The sequence below is a fragment of the Sphingomonas larreae genome (assembly GCF_051400595.1).
In the GTDB taxonomy this organism is placed as follows: domain Bacteria; phylum Pseudomonadota; class Alphaproteobacteria; order Sphingomonadales; family Sphingomonadaceae; genus Sphingomonas.
On sequence record NZ_JBLFFI010000002.1, the window covers coordinates 85,054 to 103,558 of the forward strand.

Consider the following 18,505-nt stretch of genomic DNA (forward strand, 5'->3'; position numbering starts at 1 on the left):
CCCGCGCCGATCGCGCGATCGCACTGGACGAACAGGCGCCTGACCGACGCGAAGGCGCGCGGCGCCGGGATACCGTTGGCGGGGGCCGTCGCGCTGGCACGACAGCCGTGAGCCATGCGTCCACACCCGCGACGCCCGCCGCTGTGTCGGCCGCCGCAGCGACGTCGACCGACGCGACCGCGCCGGGCAAGAGTCATTATGTCGTGCTCGACGGCCTACGCGGCATCGCAGCGCTGATGGTGGTCATGTTCCACACATTTGAGGCCTATGCCGGGGGCGATCCGACGCGCCAGATCATCAATCACGGCTATCTCGCGGTCGATTTCTTCTTCCTGCTGTCGGGCTTCGTCATCGCCTACGCCTATGACGACCGCTGGGGCGAGATGGAGCGGGGCGAGTTCTACCTGCGCCGACTGATACGACTCCAGCCTATGGTGGTGCTGGGAAGCCTGTTCGGCGCGGCGCTCTTCTATCTTCAGGCAGGAGGACTGTTCCCGAAGATCGCGGTCCCCCCGGTGTGGCAGATGCTGCTGGTGATGATGCTCGGCTGCACGCTGCTACCGCTCCCCAAACAGCTCGACATTCGCGGTTGGGACGAGATCCACCCGATCAACGGCCCGGCCTGGTCGCTGTTCTACGAATATGTCGCGAACGTCGCTTATGCGCTGGTGCTGCGGCGGCTGTCGACGCGCGCGCTGACCGTGCTCGCGGTGCTCGCGGCGGCGCTGCTGCTCGAGGTCGCGCTGCTCGGCGAGCGGCGTGATCTCATCGGCGGCTGGTCGCTCGACGCCGCGGGCGTGCATATCGGCCTGGCGCGGCTGTGTTATCCCTTTATCGCCGGCATGCTGCTGATGCGCTCGGGCTGGCGGCTGCATAGCCGGCACGCCTTCGCGATCAGCGCCGCGCTGCTGATCGTCGCGCTGGCGCTGCCACGCATGGGCGACACGCCGCACCATTGGAGCAACGGCCTGTACGACGCCGCATGCGTGCTGCTGCTCTTCCCGCTGGTCGTCGCGATCGGCGCCGGCGACAAGGCCGCGACGGGGAAGGGCGTGCGCGTGGCGCGCTTCTTCGGAGACCTGTCATTCCCGCTCTACATCACGCATTACCCGCTGATCTACCTCTACACCGCCTGGGTGGTCGATCAGAAGGTACCTGCGCGCGTCGGCGCGCCCATGGGCGTTGCGCTCGTCATCGCCGCGGTGGTGGTCGCTTATGTCAGCCTTAAGCTCTACGACGAGCCGGTCCGACGGTGGTTAGGTCGACGTCTGCGCGATCACGTCGCGCGCCACGCGCGGGCGGGAGAGCCCGCGGCCGCGCCGAGCGTGATCACGCATACACGCTAAGAAGGGGTGGCGTTTTCGACCGCGAGGGGTGCGCTCCGGGCCTTGATCAGCGCTGTTTCTTGGACGGAGCGGCGTGGAAATCGGGGTCTTTTTTGGCAACCCAGTCCACGAACTTGCGGACGGTGGGGTCGGCGAGCAGCCCGTCGACGTTCATGCCATGCCGCTGCAGCTCGGAATTGGAGAAATGCGCGACCAACGTCTGCTGGCAGATCGGATGCATCGGCACGACGTCACGACCTCCGCGGCTTTTGGGCACGGGATGATGCCAGACAATAGTGGTGCCAAGCACGCGGCCACACAGCCAGCAGGGTGCGACCGTTGCCGAACCTTCCGCTTCGTCCTGCTGCGGCTCGTCCAGCGGGCCACGTTTCGAATATTTACGGGCCATGCGTTGTTATCGGATCCCTGACAGTAGTTCCGCCAACCGGCGGCACGCTAAGCGCCACTACACATGTGACGGCCAGGATTGCTACAGCATACGCGGCTGACAAGAGAGGCGTGTGTCAGCCCCTGAGTTTCGCCAGGAGCATCGTCGCCGAAGAGCGGTGCGTGCCCAGAATGATGCTGCCGGCCGATATGTTCGGCTGACGGACAACGGCTGCGCCGCTCCCCCGCGAAGGGGAGCGGTGAGCCGATGATCAGAGGGTAGTAAGCACCACACCGACCACCAGCGCTTGCGCCGCAATCGCCAGCGCGGTGCTGGCGGCGGTCTCGAACATACGCATCGATAGTCTCCGAAGCCGGAGTTGCCGGCAGGACGAGAGATGGCCATTGTTGCGCGTTCGCGCAATAATCTATCTCGGCAATCACGCATGCACGGATTGCAAGCGTACTCCTCCTCTGCATAGGAAGGCAGGCCGCATGTCCCGGCCAGGCGAACGTAATGCTCAGACGCGGGAGGGAGCCAGAAGGGTTCGATCGCGCGAACGATGCAGGTCGCTGGACCGTTTAACGACCGTGACGGTATCGCGTATAAGTGGACGCGGAGCGCTGCCATATACGCATCGGTCCCGAGACGGCCACTCAGGGCAAGAGGAGCGACGAACGCGCATGTTGAGCCGCCGCGAAGCGTTGTTGGCGAGCATCGCCACCGCTGCCTTGCCATCGCCCGCCCGCGCGGCCACGCCCGGCTCGTGGCCGACCTCTCCGGCCGAGGAGATCGAGCTGTGGCCCGGTACGCCGCCCGGCGCGCCTGCTGTCTTGCCGGTCGAGCAGGTGATCGAAAACGGCACCGCACAGCGTCACGGCCGGATGGTCAAAGGCATCGCCCGTCCGCGCATGAAGGTGTTTCGGCCCGCCCGGCCGAACGGGGCGGCGTTGTTGGTGACGCCGGGCGGGGGCTATTCCGTGATCGTCATCGACGCCGAAGGCTATCAGATCGGGCCATGGCTCAGCGAGCGCGGCTGGACCGTGTTTGTGCTCTACTATCGCCTGCCCGGGGAGGGCTGGGCCGACCGGGCGGATGTGCCGCTCGCCGACGCGCAGCGCGCCTTGCGGCTGATCCGCTCGCGCGCGGCGCAATATGGCGTCGACCCCGACAAGGTGGGCGCGCTCGGCTTCTCCGCCGGCGGCCATGTCTGCGGCGATCTCGCCACGCGATATGACGCGGCCGTCTACCGGCCGGTCGATGCCGCTGACCGCCTGAGCGCAAGGCCCGTGATCGCGGCACCGATCTACGCGGTCCAGTCGATGAGCCAGCCGCTCGCGCATCAGGGATCGCGCGACTTGCTGCTCGGTGCCGATCCGTCGCCGATGATTCAGCGCGCGCACAGCCCGTCACATAACGTCACCGCGGCCACGCCGCCCATCTTCATGGCGCATGCCGAGGACGACACAATTGTCTCGGCCGAGAACACGATCGAGATGCGGGCGGCGCTCAAGGCGGCAGGCGTGAGCGTCGAGACGCACCTGTTTGCCGCCGGTCAGCACGGTCTTGGCCTGCCCGGGCCCGCGGGAGAGCCCGCGCGGCGCTGGAAGGACATGTTCGTCAGCTGGGCGCAGGCGCACGGGCTTGGGTGACGGCTTGCTGCAATTGAGCCCTGACGCCGGGTGCGGTGACAGTCGGGCGGCGCTTCCGGTCATGCCGTCAGCAGGCGACGACACTGCGCGGCACCTGCCGCCGACACCGGATTGTAGAAGCTCAGCCGAACTGGCGCCGGCGTTCGCGGTGCCGCGCCAGCGGGTCGCCATCGGCACGCCGTTCGACTTGCGCTGACGTCGCCGGGGGGCCGCAATGGCGAGCACGAACTACGATTGCGATGGTGGGGCCGTCCCTGCCGCGATCGCGGGCGGGAAGGATCGGGCGAGATGGTCAATCAGGGCGCGGACTGCCGGCGGCAGGCCCCGCCGGGTCGTGAAGACGAGGTGCACGATCCCGATCTGGCCGTGCCACGCCGGCAGCACACGCGCCAATCGCCCGGCGTCCAGCAGCGGACGGCAGACGCGATCCGGCAGAAGCGCGATGCCCAGGCCGGCAACGGCCGCGCTGAGCAACTGCTCCATGTCGGCGCAGCCCAGGCGCGGCTCGACCCGAACCGTCTGCTTGCGCCCGTCCCGCGTCTCCAGGTTCCACTCGACCAGATCGTGCTCGTCGTTGGTGGACAGGATCGGCACGGCCGCGAGCTGATCCAATGCGCCGATCTGGCTCGCGAGCTGCGGACTGGCGACCAAAATCCGCGTCGACTGACCGAGCGTCCGAACCGTCAGCTCGGCGTCCGTGTCGAGACGGGTGCGTACCCGTAGCGCCACGTCGATGCGCTCCTCGATGAGATCAACCGCGCGGTCGGTGGCGACGAGCTGAAGCCGCACCCTGGGAAAGCGGGAGAGGAACGAAGCGACTGGCGCCGACACCGGCCCGATCATCCCGGTCGGACAGCTGAAGCGGATTCGGCCGTGCGGCTCCGCTTGCGCCTCCAGGATGAGCGCCTCCGCGCGCTCGGCCTCGATCAGCATCGCGCGGCAACGCTCGTAGAAGGCCTGTCCGGTGTCGGTCACGCGGAAACGCCGGCTGGAACGTTCGATCAGGCGCAGGCCGAGCCGCCCCTCCAGCCCGGCGACGCGCCGACTGAGCTTCGACTTGGGCTCGCGCAGTGCCCGCCCCGCGGCGGCGAACCCGCCGTGGCTCACCACCTCGGCGAAATAGGCGAGGTCGTTCAGATCGGTGTGGCGCATCGTTCCTCCATTGGAACGCTGCGTGCCGAAATCCTCGGCTACAAGCAACAGCGCAGCGCCGGCATTTAGCGGGGGCAGCGGCGCTCCGCCGCAGAGCCACAGGAGACAGACAATGACGGCCCGGTTTGAGGACAAGGTGGTGATCGTGACGGGCGGGACCAGCGGTATCGGCCTCGCCACCGCCAAGGCGTTCGCCGCGGAGGGCGCGGCGGTGTTCGTCACGGGACGGCGTCAGGATGTGCTGGACGCCGCGGTAAAGCAGATCGGCGGCCGCGTGACCGGCGTGCGCGGCGACATGGCCGATCTGCACGACATCGACCGCCTCTATGACGCCGTGCAGCAGCAGCACAACCAGATCGACGTCCTGTTCGCCAATGCGGGCGGTGGCGAGATGCTGCCGCTCGGCGCCATCACCGAAGAGCATTACCAGCGGACGTTCGACACCAATGTGAAGGGCGTGCTCTTCACCGTGCAGAAGGCGCTGCCGCTGCTAAGGGACGGCGCGTCGGTGGTTCTCACCAGCTCGAACGCCGGCGCCTCAGGTACGCCTGCGTTCAGCGTGTACGCGGCGAGCAAGGCGGCGGTCCGCAATTTTGCACGCAACTGGATTCTCGATCTGAAAGATCGTCGCATCCGGGTGAACGCGGTGAGCCCGGGACCGATCGAGACAATCGGACTCAACGATGTGTTCGGCGGGGGCGAGCAGGCCGAAGGGATCAAGACCTTCCTGGCTGGTCAGATTCCTGCGGGGCGGGTCGGTCAACCTGAAGACGTCGCCAACGCCGTGCTGTTCCTGGCCTCGCCCGAGGCGAGCTTCGTCAACGGCATCGAACTGTTCGTTGACGGGGGTCTGACCCAGATCTGAGCCACGATACGGACGCTGCGACGCGCCATCCCTGTCCGCGTGAGCGACGATGGCTGCAGTGGACGAGGTCGCCGCGCCGACGATGAGCCGGCGCGGCGTTGGCTCAGGCCTTCAAACCCTTGGCCATGTTGAGGTGCGCGGTCACGGTCGGCACCAGGCCCTGCGCAAAGGTCTTGAGCTCGGGCACGTCGCCCGTCGCGGCATAGGCCTTGAGCACGTCGAGCGTCTGCTGGTGCGCCGCGGTCTGCGCGGCGGCATAGGCCTTGTCGAAGTCTGCGCCCTTCGCGGCCTGAAGCTGGTCAACCTGCTGCTGCTGCTCCGGGCTGAGCGCCGGAACGGGCTGAAGTGCGGGCGAGAGCCCGGCAGCAACCGTCTTGAGCTTGGCGGTCGAGGCGGTGTGCGCGTCGATCATCTTTTGTGCATAGCTCTTGATCGCCGACGACGATGCGTTCGTGAGCGCCAGCTTCGATGTCGCGATCTCGAAGGCATCGCTGGCCGCGGCGGTATTGGCGAAACTCTGTCCGGCGCTGACGGTGGCGGTCGGGCTTGGCGTAACCATCCCGGTGGTGCCGAGATCGCCGGCGTTGGCGGTAGTGTTCTGCGTCGCCTCATTGCCGCGGCTGCACGCGCCGAGCGCCAGCACCGCGGCGGAAGCGAGGATCGTCAAACGAAGGCTCATGGTGTCACACCTCTCCAACCAGTCCGGCCTAAGCGTCTTCGCGCGCGCAACGTTCCGGCGACGAGCCCGATCGAGCGCGATCGTCGTTATGGGTGCGCGCGGCAGCGCCGTGTCTTACGTTCCAGGAGCGATCCAGCATGAGCATCTTCGGCAACATCATGGGCAAGATCTTCCATCACAAGGCGGCCACGCCGGCCACCCCGCCGGCGCAGCCCGGTGCGAGCGTGGCGCCGGCGCCCGCCACCCCCACGCCGCCCGCCGCGGCGGCGCCCGCCCCGGCTCCGGCGCAAAGCGTCGACGTTGGTGCGGTGCTGTCGGAGATGGCATCGCTCAAGGGCGGCGGTGGCAATTACCAGTCGTCGATCGTCGACCTGCTCAAACTGCTCGACCTCGACTCGAGCCTGACCGCCCGCAAGGAGCTTGCCAACGAACTGGGCGTCCACGCCGCGGAGGACGGCAGCGCGGAGCAGAATATCGCGCTGCACAAGGCCGTGATGGCCAAGCTGGCGGAGAATGGCGGCGTCGTGCCGGACAGCCTGCGCGGCTGACCGATCGCGTCCTGCCGCGCGGGTCGCGCGGCAGGACCGGCGGCGCTATTCCGTCGCGAGCGGGCCGGGCGCGGCGTCCGGGTGCGCGTCAGTCGGCTCGTAGTCCACGACCCACTTGGGATAACCCTCTGGGCTCATGACGATGTCGGGATGTCCGATCGGGTCGTCGCCGGTTTCCACCCAGCCGGCACCAAGGCAATGCGGACAGATCGCGCGTTGGCAGCGAAAACTGACCAGATCAATCTCGACGTTCCACTGACCATGGCCGTGACAGACCGGGCAGCGCGCATCGAGCGCACCGTTGCGCGGCTGGAGCGGGACGAGGTCGAGCGCGTGTGGCGCGTCAGGACCGGCACATCGGACCACATGGCTGGGGTGGGGCATCGCTCGTCTCCTCGGCGGCTCAACCTTCCAGGCAGCGGCCCGGTTGCCCACGCGCACGGTTCGGCGGCCCGGCATGAGCGCTCGACCCGACGTGCAGCGCCTTGTGCTCGCAGAGCGACAGCACGCTGTCGATCGCGAAGTGCAATTCATTGATCCACCGCAGTGGCGATCGTTTCGCCATAGCCTTGCCTCGCTCTGCCGACTAGGTGGCGCCGGTGCATGTCCAGGTAGGTTCGCTCGCCCCGGCGGCGGCTCGTATTCGCGTCTCGCCTGACGGTCCGTACTTCGTGACGGAAGACGGGCTCCCCTGGACCCCGATCGGGCACAACGACGCGATCACCTGGCCCGACCTTGCTCCCTTGTTCCGTCGTCGCGACCTGGCAGCGGTGGAGCGGCATCTGCTCGACCTGCGCGCGCACGGGGTAACCTGCATCCGGCTCATGCTGGAATATTGCCACGGCGAGCACCGCTATTTCGAGCGACCGGCCGGCCGTTTCGCGGCGAACATGGTGAAGCTGTGGGACGACCTGTTCGACCTGCTCGAGCGCGTCGGCCTGCGCGTGCTGCTCACGCCTTATGATACCTTCTTCATGTGGATACGCTGGCACCGGCATCCTTATGCCAGCGCGAACGGTGGTCCGTGCGCCAGCCGCGACACCTGGCTGACCTGTCCCGACACGCGGCGTGCGATCAAGCATCGCCTGGCGTTCGCGAGCGATCGCTGGGGCGCGCGCCCGGCCTTATTCGCCTGGGACCTGTGGAACGAGATCCACCCGGCGCATGGCGGCAATGATGCTGCGACGATCACGCCCTTCATCGACGATCTATCGACATGGCTGCGGGCCCGCGAGCGCGCGCGTCACGGCTATGCCAATCTCCAGACCGTCTCGATCTTCGGTCCCGAACTGATCCGCCATCCCGAACTGGCTGACCCGATCTTCCGCCACCCGACGCTCGATTTCGCCAACACGCACCTCTACGAACACGGCACGATCGACGATCCGCGTGACACCGTCGCGCCCGCGCTCGCCGCGGCGCGGCTGATGCGCGCCGCCGTGCTCGCGGCCGGGTCGTCGCGACCGGTGTTCGATTCGGAGCATGGTCCGATCCACAGTTTCAAGGATCGCCGGCGAACGCTGCCCAGCGCGTTTGACGACGAATATTTTCGTCACATCCAATGGGCGCATCTTGCCAGCGGTGGGGCAGGGGGCGGCATGCGCTGGCCCAACCGCCACCCGCACGTCCTCACCCCCGGCATGCGCGACGCTCAGCGCGCACTGGCGGACTTTCTGCCGCTGGTCGACTGGTGCAGCTTCCGCCGTCGCAACCTCACGCCGGACCTGCGCTGCGACGATTGCGGCGTCGCCGCAGTCGGCTGCGGCGACACGCGGCAGGCGCTCGCATGGCTCGTGCGCACCGACGCGACCGCGGGCGACGGCACCCTGAGCGGGCGCGACGACGCGGTCGCCACCTTCCTCCATGTGCCCGGCCTGGCGGACGGCGCGTACACTGTCGCCACCTTCGACACGCGCGCGGGCGTGGTCCTCTCGCGCGCGGTCGCCGAGAGCGCCGGTGGTGCGCTCGTCGTACCGGTCGGCGCGATCCGCCGCGATCTGGCCGTCGTCGTGCGCGCCGCCGCGTGACCGCGCCCGACGAGCCGCGCGCGGGCGAGTGGCGGGAGACGGCGCTTTATGCGCCCGTCAAAGCCTTTCTCGAGGCGCAGGGTTTCGCGGTGAAGGGCGAGGTCTGCGGTTGTGATGTGGTGGGGCTATGCGAGGGCGAGCCGCCGCTGCTGGTGATCGCCGAGCTCAAGCTCTCCTTCACGCTCGAACTGGTGCTCCAGGCGGTCGACCGGCTTCGCGGCGCCGACAGCGTGTATCTCGCCGTCGCCGCGTCGCGCCGCGGGCGCGATCAGGATCCGCGGGTCACACGTTTGTGCCGTCTGCTTGGCGTCGGCTTGCTCGCCGTCGACCTTCGTCTCGGGGCCGTCGCGGTGCTCTGCGAGCCGTCCCCCTATCGTCCGCGTCCGAACCTGCCGCTGCGGCGTCGCCTGCTGCGCGAGCATCGCTCGCGACGCGGCGATCCGAGCACTGGCGGCTCGACGCGCCAGCCGATCATGACCGCTTATCGCCAGCGCGCGATCGCGTGCGCGGCGGCGATGCGTGACGGAACGGCGCGGCCGCGTGACCTGCGACACCTGGCGGAGGACGCCGGCACGATCCTGTCGCGCAACGTCTATGGCTGGTTCGAGCGCGTGCGTCCCGGCCATTATCAGTTGACGGAGCGCGGACAAAAGGTCGTGGTGGAACGTGACGCGGAGAGCGCGTGACCGCCCGCGGCAAGCGCGTCCTCCGCACGCTTATCCGGCGCGCATCTCCGCCTCGATACCGCTGCGGTCGACCGCTACCGCGTCCTCGTTGCGCAGGCGCTCCGCCCGCCGCGTCTCCAGCGCGCCGCGAAGCGCGCGCACGGCGGCGAGCGACAGTGCGCCGGCCGCACCGGCGAGCAGCAGGCTCGGCCGCACCCCCGATGCCCGCGCGGCACGGTCGAGCGCCACCTCGGCGCCGCCAGCCGCGTCCACCAGCCGCGGCACGACCTGGGTGTCGAGGAAAAATTTGGGCGCGGACGGCCCGCCGCGCTTGCGGAGCATGTAGTCGCGATCGACCGTCATCAGAAATCTCCTCTATCAACCGCGTCTTAATCGAGGTGGTCGACGCGGCGGGGTGATGCGGTGTCAACGTGAGGCCGCGGCGAATGTTGCCCCCTGCCACCCGTCGCCGCCACCGGAGGTGCCCCGTGAAGCCCACGTTCAAACCCTATCGTCTTCCCTCCGGCGGCTGGGGATCGGCACGATCGGTTGGCAACATCCTGCGGCGCGAAGGCGTGGTCGGCAGCGCGGGCATCGCACTGTCGCGCCACAACAAGGTCGATGGTTATCAGTGCAACAGCTGCGCCTGGGTAAAGCCCGCCACGCCGCTGCCGTTCGAGTTCTGCGAGAACGGCGTCAAGGCGGTCGCCTGGGAGCTAACCGCGCACCGCTGCACCCCCGCCTTCTTCGCCGAGCATACGATCACCGAGCTGCTTGGCTGGGACGACTACCATCTCGAACAGCCCGGGCGCCTGACCCATCCGCTGCGCTACAATGCCGCGACGGACAAATATGTGCCCGTTTCGTGGGGCCATGCCATCGAGGAGATCGCGCGCGAGCTCCGCGCCGTGGACGACAAGCGGAAAGGCACCGTCTTCTACAGCTCGGGCCGGCTCTCCAACGAGGCGAGCTATCTCTATCAATTGTTCGCCCGGCTGTACGGCAACAACAACCTGCCCGACAGTTCGAACATGTGCCACGAGACCACCTCGGTGGCGCTGCCGGTCAGCATCGGTCAGGGCGTCGGCACGGTCGACCTCGGCGACTTCGCCGAGGCCGAATGCATCATGTTTTTCGGCCAGAACCCGGGCAGCAACTCGCCGCGCATGCTCCACCCGCTGCAGGAGGCGAGCCAGCGCGGCGTGCCGATCATCACCTACAATCCGTTGCGCGAGCGCGGGCTGGAGCGCTTCCTCAACCCGCAGTCGCCGACCGAGATGCTGACGGGCAAGGAGACGCGGATCAGCTCGCAATATCATCAGGTGAAGAATGGCGGCGACCTCGCCGCGCTGGCCGGCATCGGCAAGGCGGTGCTGAGCGCGCATGACAAGGCGATCGCCAGCGGCGGTGCGCCGGTGCTCGACCTCGCATTCATCGCCGAGCACACCACGGGTTTCGATCGCTACGCCGACTGGCTGCGCGCGCAGGACTGGGACGAGCTCGAGCGCCGCTCCGGGCTGCACCGCGCCGATATGGAGGCCACCGCGCGCGTCTATGCCGCGGCGGGGCCGACGATCGGCATCTACGGCATGGGGCTGACGCAGCATCGCGCCGGGGTCGAGACCGTGCAGATGCTGGTCAACCTGCTGCTGATGCGCGGCAACATCGGCCGGCGCGGCGCCGGCATCTGCCCGGTGCGCGGCCATTCCAACGTCCAGGGCCAGCGCACCATGGGGGTCACCGAAAAGCCCGAGCTGTTCCCGCTCGATCGTCTCGGCGAGCAGTTCGATTTCGTCGCACCCAAGGAGCCGGGCTACAACACGGTTGAGGCGTGCGAGGCGATCCTGAAGGGCGAGGTGAAGGCGTTCTTCATGCTCGGCGGCAATTTCGTCCGCGCAATCCCCGACCACGGCCAGATGGAGCCGGCATGGCGTACGCTGCGGCTGACCGTCAATGTGCTGACCAAGCTCAACCGCAGCGCGCTGCTGCCGGGCGAGGTGAGCTACATCCTTCCCGTGATCGGGCGGCTGGAGAAGGACGAGACCGCCGCGGGGCAGCAGGTGCTGTCGATGGAGGACACGTCGGGCTGCGTCCACGGCAACCGCGGTCTGCGCGCGCCCGCGTCGCCGCACCTGATCAGCGAGATCCGCCTGCTTTGCGAGCTCGCCAAGCAGGTGCTCCCGACCAACGTGCGCGTTCGCTGGGACGATTACATGACCGACTATGCCGAGATCCGGAGGGAGATCGCGACCACGCTGCCCGACAACTTCCACGATTATGAGACCCGGATGTGGGAGCCGGGCGGCTTCCAGCGCGACCTGCCCGCCAAGCGACGCGAGTGGCACACCGAAAGCGGCCGCGCACAGTTCGTCACACCCGAGGCGCTCGACGAGGATCTCGACATGCCAGCGGTCGGCCATGACGTGCTCAGGCTGATGACGCTGCGATCGAACGATCAGTTCAACACCACGGTGTATGGCTATGACGATCGCTTTCGCGGCATCAACGGCATCCGCGCGGTGGTGCTGATGAACCGGTCGGATATCGACCGGCTCGGGCTCAAGGTCGGCCAGGCGGTGACGCTGCGCACGGTCGCGGACGACGGCGTCGATCGCCATCTCTCCGGACTGATCGTGGTCGCCTATGACATTCCGATCGGCTGCATTGGCGGCTATTATCCCGAGTGCAACGTGCTGATGCCGGTGTGGCATCATGCGGTGGGCAGCAAGACCCCGGCGGCCAAGTCGATCCCGGTGACGATCCACAGCGACGGTGACGCGGTGCTGGAGCCGCAAATGGAATATGCCACCGGGTGAACCAATTGCCCGCGCCACGTCATGCAGCCGCACGCGATCGGACGCCTTGAACAGCCCGATGTCTCGGCCGTTGGTCACCAGCGGCCGGCGTGGCGGCCGAGCGGAAGATCGAGATGACGGCACCTGATCTGCTCCCGATGGAGGCGAAGTTGGTGGCGGAGCTGCCGGCCGACGGCGGCTGGCAGTACGAGCCCAAATGGGACGGCTTTCGTGCGCTCGTCTTTCGGAGCGACGACACCGTCGAGCTCATGTCCAAGTCGGGCAAGCCGTTGAGCCGCTACTTTCCTGAGATCGTGGCGATGTTCCGGGCGGTGGATTGCCGCGACTTCACGCTCGACGGCGAGCTGATCCTGCCGATCGGCGACGTGCTCTCGTTCGACGCACTGCAGGCCCGGCTTCATCCTGCGGCGAGCCGCATCGACCGGCTGTCGCGCGCGACGCCCGCGCAGATCATGCTGTTCGACTGCCTGAGGGTCGCGGGCACGGACTTGCTGGAGGCACCGCTGGCCGCGCGCCGGCCACGCCTGGAAGCGTTTCACCGCGCTTATGGCGGACCCTCCATGCTGCTGTCCGATCGGACGGACGACATCGCGGTCGCCGAGGGCTGGCTGGCGCGTGCCGGCGGCGCGCTCGACGGTGTCGTCGCCAAGCGGCTGGACTCGCCCTATCAGCCCGGCCAGCGCGCGATGTTGAAGGTGAAGCAGCATCGCTCCGCCGACTGCGTCGTGGGCGGCTTCCGCCGCAGCAAGGACGGCGGAGGCGTGGCCTCGCTTCTGCTGGGGTTGTACGACGATGCCGGCCGGCTGGATCACGTGGGCTTTACCTCGGGCATCGCCGCAGCCGAGCGAAGTGAGGTACTTGGCCGGTTAGAGTCGCTGATCGAGCCGCCTGGCTTCACTGGCAAGGCGCCCGGCGGTCCGAGCCGGTGGAACGACGGGCGAGAAAGCGAATGGACCCCGCTCAGAAGCGAGCTGGTGGTGGAAGTCAGCTACGATCAGGTCACCGGCGCGCGCTTCCGCCATGGCACGCGGCTATTGCGCTGGCGCCCCGACAAGAGCCCGAGCCAGTGCCGCATGGACCAGCTCATCCACGAGTTGCGCCCGGCCGAGCTCGCCACGATGAACGACTTGGCCGGGGCGAGCTGACACGCCAGTGGCACGGTGTGGCGCTCACCGGTACGAGCAACCGCGATCATTGAACCAGATTGGTCAACGCTCGTTCGAAGGGTTCGAAGTTGAATCGCTCGTCTTGGCGAGCGCGACGAGGAGGCCATCGTGGCGGAACTGACACCGCATGAGCTGTCCAAGAAGATGGCCAAGCTGGATTTCGCCGTGCTGGCGACGCGTGACGACGACGGCACGATCACCGCGCGGCCGATGAGCAACAACGGCGACGTCGAATATGACGGCGACAGCTTCTTCTTCGCCTATCGTGACTCGCGCAAGGTCAGCGACATCTCCGCTCAGCCCCAGGTCGGGCTGAGCTACACCGGCGCCGCCGGCATGCTCGGCGGGCCGCCGCTGTTCGTCGCGGTCGAGGGCAAGGCCGCTCTGATCGACGACAAGGCACAATTCGAGGCGCATTGGACCAAGGATCTCGACCGCTACTTCCCGCAGGGCATCGACACGCCGGGTGTGGTCATGATCAAGGTCGTGGCGGATCGGATCCGATATAGGGATGGTGGCGACGAGGGCGAGCTGCGCGCGTGAGCGCGTCGCCGCGATCGTGCAATCAGCGAATAGAGAGCGCGCGTCATGAGTGATCTCGTCAACGTTAACGTCGCCACCGCGGACGAGCTCGACGGTCTGCCGGGGTTGCGTGGACATGGTTTCGACATCGTCCGCTATCGCGAGGAACGCGGCGGCTTCACAGACCTTCGCCAGCTCGACGAAGTTCCGGGTCTGGCCGGTAAGGCGGATGGGGCAAGCGCGGCGCTGACGACCGGAGCCGCTTAACGCAGCGCGGTGACCGGAGCGGGACGACGGCGCCCGTCTGCGATCGTCGGTCGCATTGTACCGCGTCCTTGCTCCCGACGGCCAGGCCGGCGCTACGTTTCCCGGCCGGGCGCCGCGACATCGTCGCCCATCCCGGCACTCGCGGCGAACCATTCGGCATAAGCGGTGTTGCGGACCATGCGCCGGTTCTGGTCGGGGGCACCGTCGCGCCACCAGACCGCGCCGCGCTCGCCGAGGCCGACCTTGGCTTCATGTACCCGCGCCCGCGCGGCAACGAGCGCCGCATCGTCGCCGTCGCGCAACGCCGCGCCGACTGCTCGGCGCGCGCTCATCAGGTCCGCGACCAGTTCGGTACGGCGCGCCTCGCTCAGGTTTGGGTTGGCGCGCCGCCATAGCCGGCCGCGGACGACGATGTAGCGACCGTCCGGAGTGACCAGGGGCACGTCGCTGCGGGTTGGTGCGGCGCGCTGCGGCCGGTCACGGGATGATACGGCGTCGGCTGCCATGTCGCGACGACGCCCCGCGCACGCGCGTGTTCCGCGACCGAACGTGGTGATGCCGCGCGCCGACACCATATCGAGCCCATGCCGCTGCCCCACACGCTCATCGATCTGCGTCGGATCTACCTGGAGCCCGAGGTCCGCACGTTCCCACGCGGGCGCGAGGTGCTGGCGCGCTTTCCCGGTGCCGAGCTGATCGAGGTGGCGAGCCACTGGAAGATCCCCGACCTGTCCGATCCGGCGCTCGCCGACGATTGGTTGCGGGTGAAGCGCGAGATCCTGGTGCTCGGCGTCAAGAAGGGCCTGGCGATGCGCCCCAACGGCCGGTCGGCCGACTTCATCGCGCCCTCCTCCTCCAATGGCTGCGCCATGGCCTGCGCTTATTGTTATGTCGGACGGAGGAAAGGCTATGCCAATCCGATCAGCGTCTTCGTCAATATCGACGCGGTAACGCGCGCGATCGCGCGCCATGCGGCCAAGCTCGGGCGCAAGACCGAGCCGAACAGCATCGACCCGGTCGATTGGGTCTACGACCTGGGCGAGAACGGTGACCTGTCGATCGACGCGGCGCTGTCCGACAACGTACGCGATCTCGTCGCTGCGTTCCGCGCGCTGCCGAACGCCAAGGGGTCGTTCGCGACGAAGTTCGTCAACCGCGATCTGCTCGATTATGACCCGCAAGGGCGCACGCGCGTCCGTTTCAGCCTGATGCCCGAAACGATCGCCAAAGTGGTCGATGTGCGGACGTCGCCGATGCGCGAGCGCATCGCCGCGATCAACGATTTCGTCGCCGCGGGGTATGAGGTTCACGTCAACTTTTCGCCCGTGATCGTCCATGAGGGTTGGGAGGCGGACTGGAAGGCGCTGTTCGCCGAACTGGACGCGGCGCTCTCGCCCGCCGCGCGCGCGCAGCTCAAATGCGAGATCATCTTTCTGACGCACAACGAGGGGCTGCACGATCTGAACCTGCGCTGGCACCCGCGCGCCGAGGAGTGGCTATGGCGCCCCGACCTGCAGGAGCCCAAGTGGAGCCAGTCGGGCATGCGCAACCTGCGCTACAGGGCGGGCTGGAAGCGCCAGTGGCTGGATCGCTTCATCGGATGGTTGCGTGAGGCGCTGCCTTATTGCGAGGTCCGCTACGCGTTCTGAGCGCAGGCGGGTGTGCATGATCGCGGCGGCGTACGCGCGCAGGCGTCCGACCGGCGCGGCGTCGCACCGCGCTCACTCTTCGATGCCGAGCAGGTCGCGCCCCGCAGCCTGGAGCAGTTCCTCCACCGTCGGATGGTACCAGGGCTGGTCCGCGAAGGTGGCGACGTCGGTGTCGTGGTCGATTGCGAGCGCGACGAGATGGCCGAGGTGCTCGCCGCCGGGCGCCGCGATCTCGGCGCCGATCAGCCGGCCGGCAGCATCGCCATAAAGTCGGACCAGGCCCTGATCCTCGCCGTCGATCGTGGCGCGACCGTTGTCCTTGACCGCCGCCGTGCCGGTTTGCGCGTCCTCGGGCAGCGCGCCGAAGCCGCAGCCGACCGTCACCAGGTTGGGCTCGGTGAAGGCGATCGCCAGCGGCGGCAGCACGCGCGGCGACTCGCCCCCGGCCGCGACGTCGCCGGCGATGCGGCCGCCGCGCGCGGCCTCGTGCAGCACCGGTCGCCACGCCGTCGCATCACCGGCGAGGAAGATCGCGCTGGTGCCGCAGCGGCGCGAGTGCTGGTCAAACAGCGGTGTGCCGTGGTCGTCGAGCGCGAGCCCGGTCGTCTCGAGCGCGAGGCCGGCGAGGTTGGGCGGGCAACCGGTCGCCGCCAGGATCAGGTCGACCGTGACGCTTCCGTCCGCCCAGTCGAGCCGCGCGCGTCCGTCCTCGGTGGGCGCCGCGGTGAGGGAGACACCGAGCGCGATCGTCATCTCCCGCCCGAGCGCGTCGCGTGCCGCATCGCTGACCGCCGGATCGTGCAGGCCGCCGACCTGTTCGCCCTCGTCGAGTACGGTAACCGCGACGCCGAGCCGCGCGAACGCCTGCCCGAGCTCCAGCCCCAGCGGCCCGGCGCCGAGCACGGCGAGCGCGCGCGGCAGATCGCCAAGCTCGAAGATCGTCTCGTGCGTATGCACCAGATCCGCTACCGGCTCGAGCACGTCCGGGACGATCGGGTGGCCGCCCGTGGCGATGACGATCCCGCGTCGCGCGGTGACCCGCTGCCCGTCCACCAAGACCGCATCGGGCGCGCAGAAGCGCGCTGTCCCGTGTAGCCTGTGATCGTCCGGGATCGCGTGATAGTCTGCCAACACCGCGTCGACGAAGCGATCGCGCTCCGCACGCACGCGCCGCCACAAGCGCTGGCCGTCGATCGTCACCGCACCGACGTCCACGCCGAACTCGGCCGCGCCGCGCGCCTGATGCGCAGTGCGCGCGGCAGCGAGCAGCAGCTTGGACGGCATGCAGCCGACGCGCGTGCAGGTCGAGCCGCCCGGTCCCCGTTCCACGATCATCGTCTCGGCGCCGCGCGCGACCGCGGCCTTGTACGCCTTCAGCCCCGCCGTGCCCGCTCCCAGGATCAGTACGTCACAGTCGCGCTCGGTCATCGGCTATCCTCCGCCAGCTGGAAGGCGTGCATCGGATCGCCACGCTGCCGTGCCGAACGTGTTGCCCCGTCGTTCGTTGCACATAGGTTAGTGGCGGTGATGCGCCGGCGAGCAGAGCGACGTGGCCCGGGACGGAGCGGTGCGACGCTAGCGCGTCGCATGGGCCTCGGCGTGACGGACGACCGCCTCGCAGAGCGCGTGCGTCTGCAGGATCGACGCGGCGTCCACCGGTCGCCGCTCGCGGGCATCGTCGAGGAAGGCGTCGCACATGGCCTCGAAGCCACGTTGTCGCGCGACCGAGGTCCAGTCGCCGCGCCGCTGGCGCCGCTGAGCGCCGGCCGATTCGACCTGCTCGGCGAGGTCGAGGACCGTATGGCGCGCGCCGCCACCGATGACGTCGAGCCGTTCCTCGTCTAGCCCGCTATGACGATGCATCGTGCCAATCGCGCTGAAGCCGTCGCCCGCGAGCGTGAGCGTCACGGCGTGGAGCTTGCCGTCCGTGACCTGGGTCTCGATCGTGTGTCGCCGCACCGGAGCGGGCACGAGGAACAGCAAGGTGTCGACCACGTGGATGAAGTCGTCGAACACCACCCGTCGGATCGCGTCGGGCTGACGATGCCGATGCTTCTCCATCGTGATGAGGTTGGCACCGTGCTGGCGCAGCGCTGCATAGGCCGGGGCGAAACGGCGGTTAAAGCCGAGCGCGAGCGGGGTGCCGTGGCGCTCCGCCAGCTCAACCAGCGCTTCAACCCCGCTCAGCGTGTCCGCCAGCGGCTTGTCGACGAAGGTGGGTATACCGCGGCGTAGCAGGGCGTCCGCGATCTCGGCGTGGGCGCTCGTCGCAGTATGGACGAAGGCGGCGTCGAATGTCGCGGCGGCGAGTGCTTCCGCAACCGTGGCGTAGCGATGCGGGAGGCGCAGCCTGTTTCCGACTTGGTCGCGCACCGTGCGGTTCCGCGTTGCCACGTGGAGCTCGATGTCGGCGCGGTTCGCCAGCACCGGCAAATACGCCTTCTGCGCGATGTCGCCTAAACCCACCATCAGCACGCGCATGTCCGTCTCCATCATCTCTCCAGCCCGCGCGGCCGTGCGCGGCCTATCCGAGGCAGCGCCGTCGCGCCACCGCCTCTCGATTGGCCGGGCGATCTAGCGCTTTGACCACGCGACCGAGCATGCGCGCGCATCCGCCGCCTGTCCGGCACGCGCCACGCAACGGCCAGCATCTGGGTAAATGACCAGACTGCGGAGGGGGCACAATCTAGCTGCATCACTTGGCCGAGGACCGACGGCGCGCACGCGCGTTCCTGCGGCGCAGCTGATCGTCGCCATGAAGCGCCGCGTGCCAGCGCCGCGCCG

The 18,505-nt window shown here is 68.3% G+C and carries 20 protein-coding genes; 12 read left to right on the forward strand and 8 right to left on the reverse strand.

All coding sequences use genetic code 11. From position 1 onward, the window contains the following. The first annotated feature begins 107 nt into the window (after nt 1–107). Entirely contained in the window at nt 108–1,346 is a 1,239-nt protein-coding gene (locus tag ACMGDM_RS08700) for an acyltransferase family protein (protein ID WP_436803740.1), read from the forward strand. A 46-nt stretch (nt 1,347–1,392) separates the two neighbouring features. On the opposite strand, the gene ACMGDM_RS08705 is transcribed toward ACMGDM_RS08700, so the two are convergent. Continuing rightward, nucleotides 1,393–1,734 carry a hypothetical protein gene (locus ACMGDM_RS08705; protein WP_436803741.1) on the reverse strand — a complete coding sequence of 114 codons (342 nt, stop codon included), beginning with the start codon at nt 1,732–1,734 and terminating at the stop codon, nt 1,393–1,395. Between the two features lie 662 nt (nt 1,735–2,396). Between ACMGDM_RS08705 and ACMGDM_RS08710 the strand changes: the two genes are divergently transcribed. Together ACMGDM_RS08710 and ACMGDM_RS08715 are read left to right on the forward strand one after the other, a co-directional pair. Further along, nucleotides 2,397–3,365 carry an alpha/beta hydrolase gene (locus tag ACMGDM_RS08710; protein ID WP_436803742.1) on the forward strand — a complete coding sequence of 323 codons (969 nt, stop codon included), beginning with the start codon at nt 2,397–2,399 and terminating at the stop codon, nt 3,363–3,365. Then, a complete protein-coding gene (locus ACMGDM_RS08715; protein ID WP_436803743.1) occupies nt 3,358–3,561 on the forward strand; it encodes a hypothetical protein in 204 nt (67 codons plus the stop codon). The genes ACMGDM_RS08710 and ACMGDM_RS08715 overlap by 8 nt, the downstream gene beginning before the upstream one ends. A gap of 32 nt (nt 3,562–3,593) precedes the next feature. On the opposite strand, the gene ACMGDM_RS08720 is transcribed toward ACMGDM_RS08715, so the two are convergent. Continuing rightward, nucleotides 3,594–4,517, reverse strand: a complete 924-nt coding sequence (locus ACMGDM_RS08720; RefSeq protein ID WP_436803744.1) for a LysR substrate-binding domain-containing protein — start codon at nt 4,515–4,517, stop codon at nt 3,594–3,596. A 112-nt stretch (nt 4,518–4,629) separates the two neighbouring features. Here ACMGDM_RS08720 and ACMGDM_RS08725 point away from each other — a divergent pair, with 112 nt between their 5' ends. Continuing rightward, nucleotides 4,630–5,382: an SDR family NAD(P)-dependent oxidoreductase gene (locus ACMGDM_RS08725; protein WP_436804251.1), complete on the forward strand. Its 753-nt coding sequence runs from the start codon at nt 4,630–4,632 to the stop codon at nt 5,380–5,382. Nucleotides 5,383–5,485: 103 nt separating this feature from the next. On the opposite strand, the gene ACMGDM_RS08730 is transcribed toward ACMGDM_RS08725, so the two are convergent. Beyond that, complete coding sequence (locus ACMGDM_RS08730) at nt 5,486–6,061, reverse strand: DUF4142 domain-containing protein (RefSeq protein ID WP_436803745.1); 576 nt, start codon at nt 6,059–6,061, stop codon at nt 5,486–5,488. A 137-nt stretch (nt 6,062–6,198) separates the two neighbouring features. On the opposite strand from ACMGDM_RS08730, the gene ACMGDM_RS08735 reads away from it, so the two are divergent. Beyond that, a complete protein-coding gene (locus tag ACMGDM_RS08735; protein ID WP_436803746.1) occupies nt 6,199–6,609 on the forward strand; it encodes a DUF3597 domain-containing protein in 411 nt (136 codons plus the stop codon). A gap of 45 nt (nt 6,610–6,654) precedes the next feature. On the opposite strand, the gene ACMGDM_RS08740 is transcribed toward ACMGDM_RS08735, so the two are convergent. Next, nucleotides 6,655–6,993 (reverse strand): hypothetical protein, encoded by a 339-nt coding sequence (locus ACMGDM_RS08740; RefSeq protein ID WP_436803747.1) that lies wholly within the window; start codon nt 6,991–6,993, stop codon nt 6,655–6,657. A gap of 215 nt (nt 6,994–7,208) precedes the next feature. Here ACMGDM_RS08740 and ACMGDM_RS08745 point away from each other — a divergent pair, with 215 nt between their 5' ends. Together ACMGDM_RS08745 and ACMGDM_RS08750 are read left to right on the forward strand one after the other, a co-directional pair. Continuing rightward, nucleotides 7,209–8,636, forward strand: coding sequence for a glycoside hydrolase 5 family protein (locus ACMGDM_RS08745; protein WP_436803748.1), 1,428 nt, complete (start codon nt 7,209–7,211; stop codon nt 8,634–8,636). Further along, a complete protein-coding gene (locus ACMGDM_RS08750; protein WP_436803749.1) occupies nt 8,633–9,322 on the forward strand; it encodes a DUF2161 family putative PD-(D/E)XK-type phosphodiesterase in 690 nt (229 codons plus the stop codon). Before ACMGDM_RS08745 ends, ACMGDM_RS08750 begins: the two co-directional genes overlap by 4 nt. 30 nt (nt 9,323–9,352) lie before the next feature. Here ACMGDM_RS08750 and ACMGDM_RS08755 read toward each other — a convergent pair whose 3' ends face one another. Continuing rightward, entirely contained in the window at nt 9,353–9,664 is a 312-nt protein-coding gene (locus ACMGDM_RS08755; RefSeq protein ID WP_436803750.1) for a hypothetical protein, read from the reverse strand. Between the two features lie 125 nt (nt 9,665–9,789). Between ACMGDM_RS08755 and ACMGDM_RS08760 the strand changes: the two genes are divergently transcribed. The 4 genes from ACMGDM_RS08760 (at nt 9,790) to ACMGDM_RS08775 (ending at nt 14,072) form a co-directional block, all read left to right on the forward strand. Further along, nucleotides 9,790–12,117 carry an FdhF/YdeP family oxidoreductase gene (locus ACMGDM_RS08760; protein WP_436803751.1) on the forward strand — a complete coding sequence of 776 codons (2,328 nt, stop codon included), beginning with the start codon at nt 9,790–9,792 and terminating at the stop codon, nt 12,115–12,117. Nucleotides 12,118–12,230: 113 nt separating this feature from the next. Then, on the forward strand, nt 12,231–13,262 hold the full coding sequence (locus tag ACMGDM_RS08765) for an ATP-dependent DNA ligase (RefSeq protein ID WP_436803752.1): 1,032 nt from the start codon (nt 12,231–12,233) through the stop codon (nt 13,260–13,262). Between the two features lie 129 nt (nt 13,263–13,391). Beyond that, on the forward strand, nt 13,392–13,826 hold the full coding sequence (locus tag ACMGDM_RS08770) for a pyridoxamine 5'-phosphate oxidase family protein (protein WP_436803753.1): 435 nt from the start codon (nt 13,392–13,394) through the stop codon (nt 13,824–13,826). A gap of 45 nt (nt 13,827–13,871) precedes the next feature. After that, nucleotides 13,872–14,072: a ComEA family DNA-binding protein gene (locus ACMGDM_RS08775; protein WP_436803754.1), complete on the forward strand. Its 201-nt coding sequence runs from the start codon at nt 13,872–13,874 to the stop codon at nt 14,070–14,072. A 92-nt stretch (nt 14,073–14,164) separates the two neighbouring features. Here ACMGDM_RS08775 and ACMGDM_RS08780 read toward each other — a convergent pair whose 3' ends face one another. After that, nucleotides 14,165–14,671 (reverse strand): hypothetical protein, encoded by a 507-nt coding sequence (locus ACMGDM_RS08780; protein ID WP_436803755.1) that lies wholly within the window; start codon nt 14,669–14,671, stop codon nt 14,165–14,167. Between ACMGDM_RS08780 and ACMGDM_RS08785 the strand changes: the two genes are divergently transcribed. After that, entirely contained in the window at nt 14,657–15,721 is a 1,065-nt protein-coding gene (locus tag ACMGDM_RS08785; protein WP_436803756.1) for a spore photoproduct lyase family protein, read from the forward strand. The two genes, ACMGDM_RS08780 and ACMGDM_RS08785, sit on opposite strands and share 15 nt — an antisense overlap. A 72-nt stretch (nt 15,722–15,793) precedes the next feature. Here ACMGDM_RS08785 and ACMGDM_RS08790 read toward each other — a convergent pair whose 3' ends face one another. After that, entirely contained in the window at nt 15,794–17,149 is a 1,356-nt protein-coding gene (locus tag ACMGDM_RS08790) for a dihydrolipoyl dehydrogenase (protein ID WP_436803757.1), read from the reverse strand. Nucleotides 17,150–17,296: 147 nt separating this feature from the next. Beyond that, nucleotides 17,297–18,217, reverse strand: a complete 921-nt coding sequence (locus tag ACMGDM_RS08795) for a Gfo/Idh/MocA family protein (RefSeq protein WP_436803758.1) — start codon at nt 18,215–18,217, stop codon at nt 17,297–17,299. Nucleotides 18,218–18,505: the final 288 nt, after the last annotated feature.

Bases quoted from the DNA above. Each gene is read 5' to 3' on its own strand.
- ACMGDM_RS08790 (WP_436803757.1), bottom strand. From the start codon at position 17,149: ATGACCGAGCGCGACTGTGACGTACTGATCCTGGGAGCGGGCACGGCG.
- ACMGDM_RS08735 (WP_436803746.1), top strand. From the start codon at position 6,199: ATGAGCATCTTCGGCAACATCATGGGCAAGATCTTCCATCACAAGGCG.
- ACMGDM_RS08720 (WP_436803744.1), bottom strand. From the start codon at position 4,517: ATGCGCCACACCGATCTGAACGACCTCGCCTATTTCGCCGAGGTGGTG.
- ACMGDM_RS08705 (WP_436803741.1), bottom strand. From the start codon at position 1,734: ATGGCCCGTAAATATTCGAAACGTGGCCCGCTGGACGAGCCGCAGCAG.
- ACMGDM_RS08725 (WP_436804251.1), top strand. From the start codon at position 4,630: ATGACGGCCCGGTTTGAGGACAAGGTGGTGATCGTGACGGGCGGGACC.
- ACMGDM_RS08740 (WP_436803747.1), bottom strand. From the start codon at position 6,993: ATGCCCCACCCCAGCCATGTGGTCCGATGTGCCGGTCCTGACGCGCCA.
- ACMGDM_RS08795 (WP_436803758.1), bottom strand. From the start codon at position 18,217: ATGATGGAGACGGACATGCGCGTGCTGATGGTGGGTTTAGGCGACATC.
- ACMGDM_RS08730 (WP_436803745.1), bottom strand. From the start codon at position 6,061: ATGAGCCTTCGTTTGACGATCCTCGCTTCCGCCGCGGTGCTGGCGCTC.
- ACMGDM_RS08775 (WP_436803754.1), top strand. From the start codon at position 13,872: ATGAGTGATCTCGTCAACGTTAACGTCGCCACCGCGGACGAGCTCGAC.
- ACMGDM_RS08765 (WP_436803752.1), top strand. From the start codon at position 12,231: ATGACGGCACCTGATCTGCTCCCGATGGAGGCGAAGTTGGTGGCGGAG.
- ACMGDM_RS08785 (WP_436803756.1), top strand. From the start codon at position 14,657: ATGCCGCTGCCCCACACGCTCATCGATCTGCGTCGGATCTACCTGGAG.
- ACMGDM_RS08755 (WP_436803750.1), bottom strand. From the start codon at position 9,664: ATGACGGTCGATCGCGACTACATGCTCCGCAAGCGCGGCGGGCCGTCC.
- ACMGDM_RS08710 (WP_436803742.1), top strand. From the start codon at position 2,397: ATGTTGAGCCGCCGCGAAGCGTTGTTGGCGAGCATCGCCACCGCTGCC.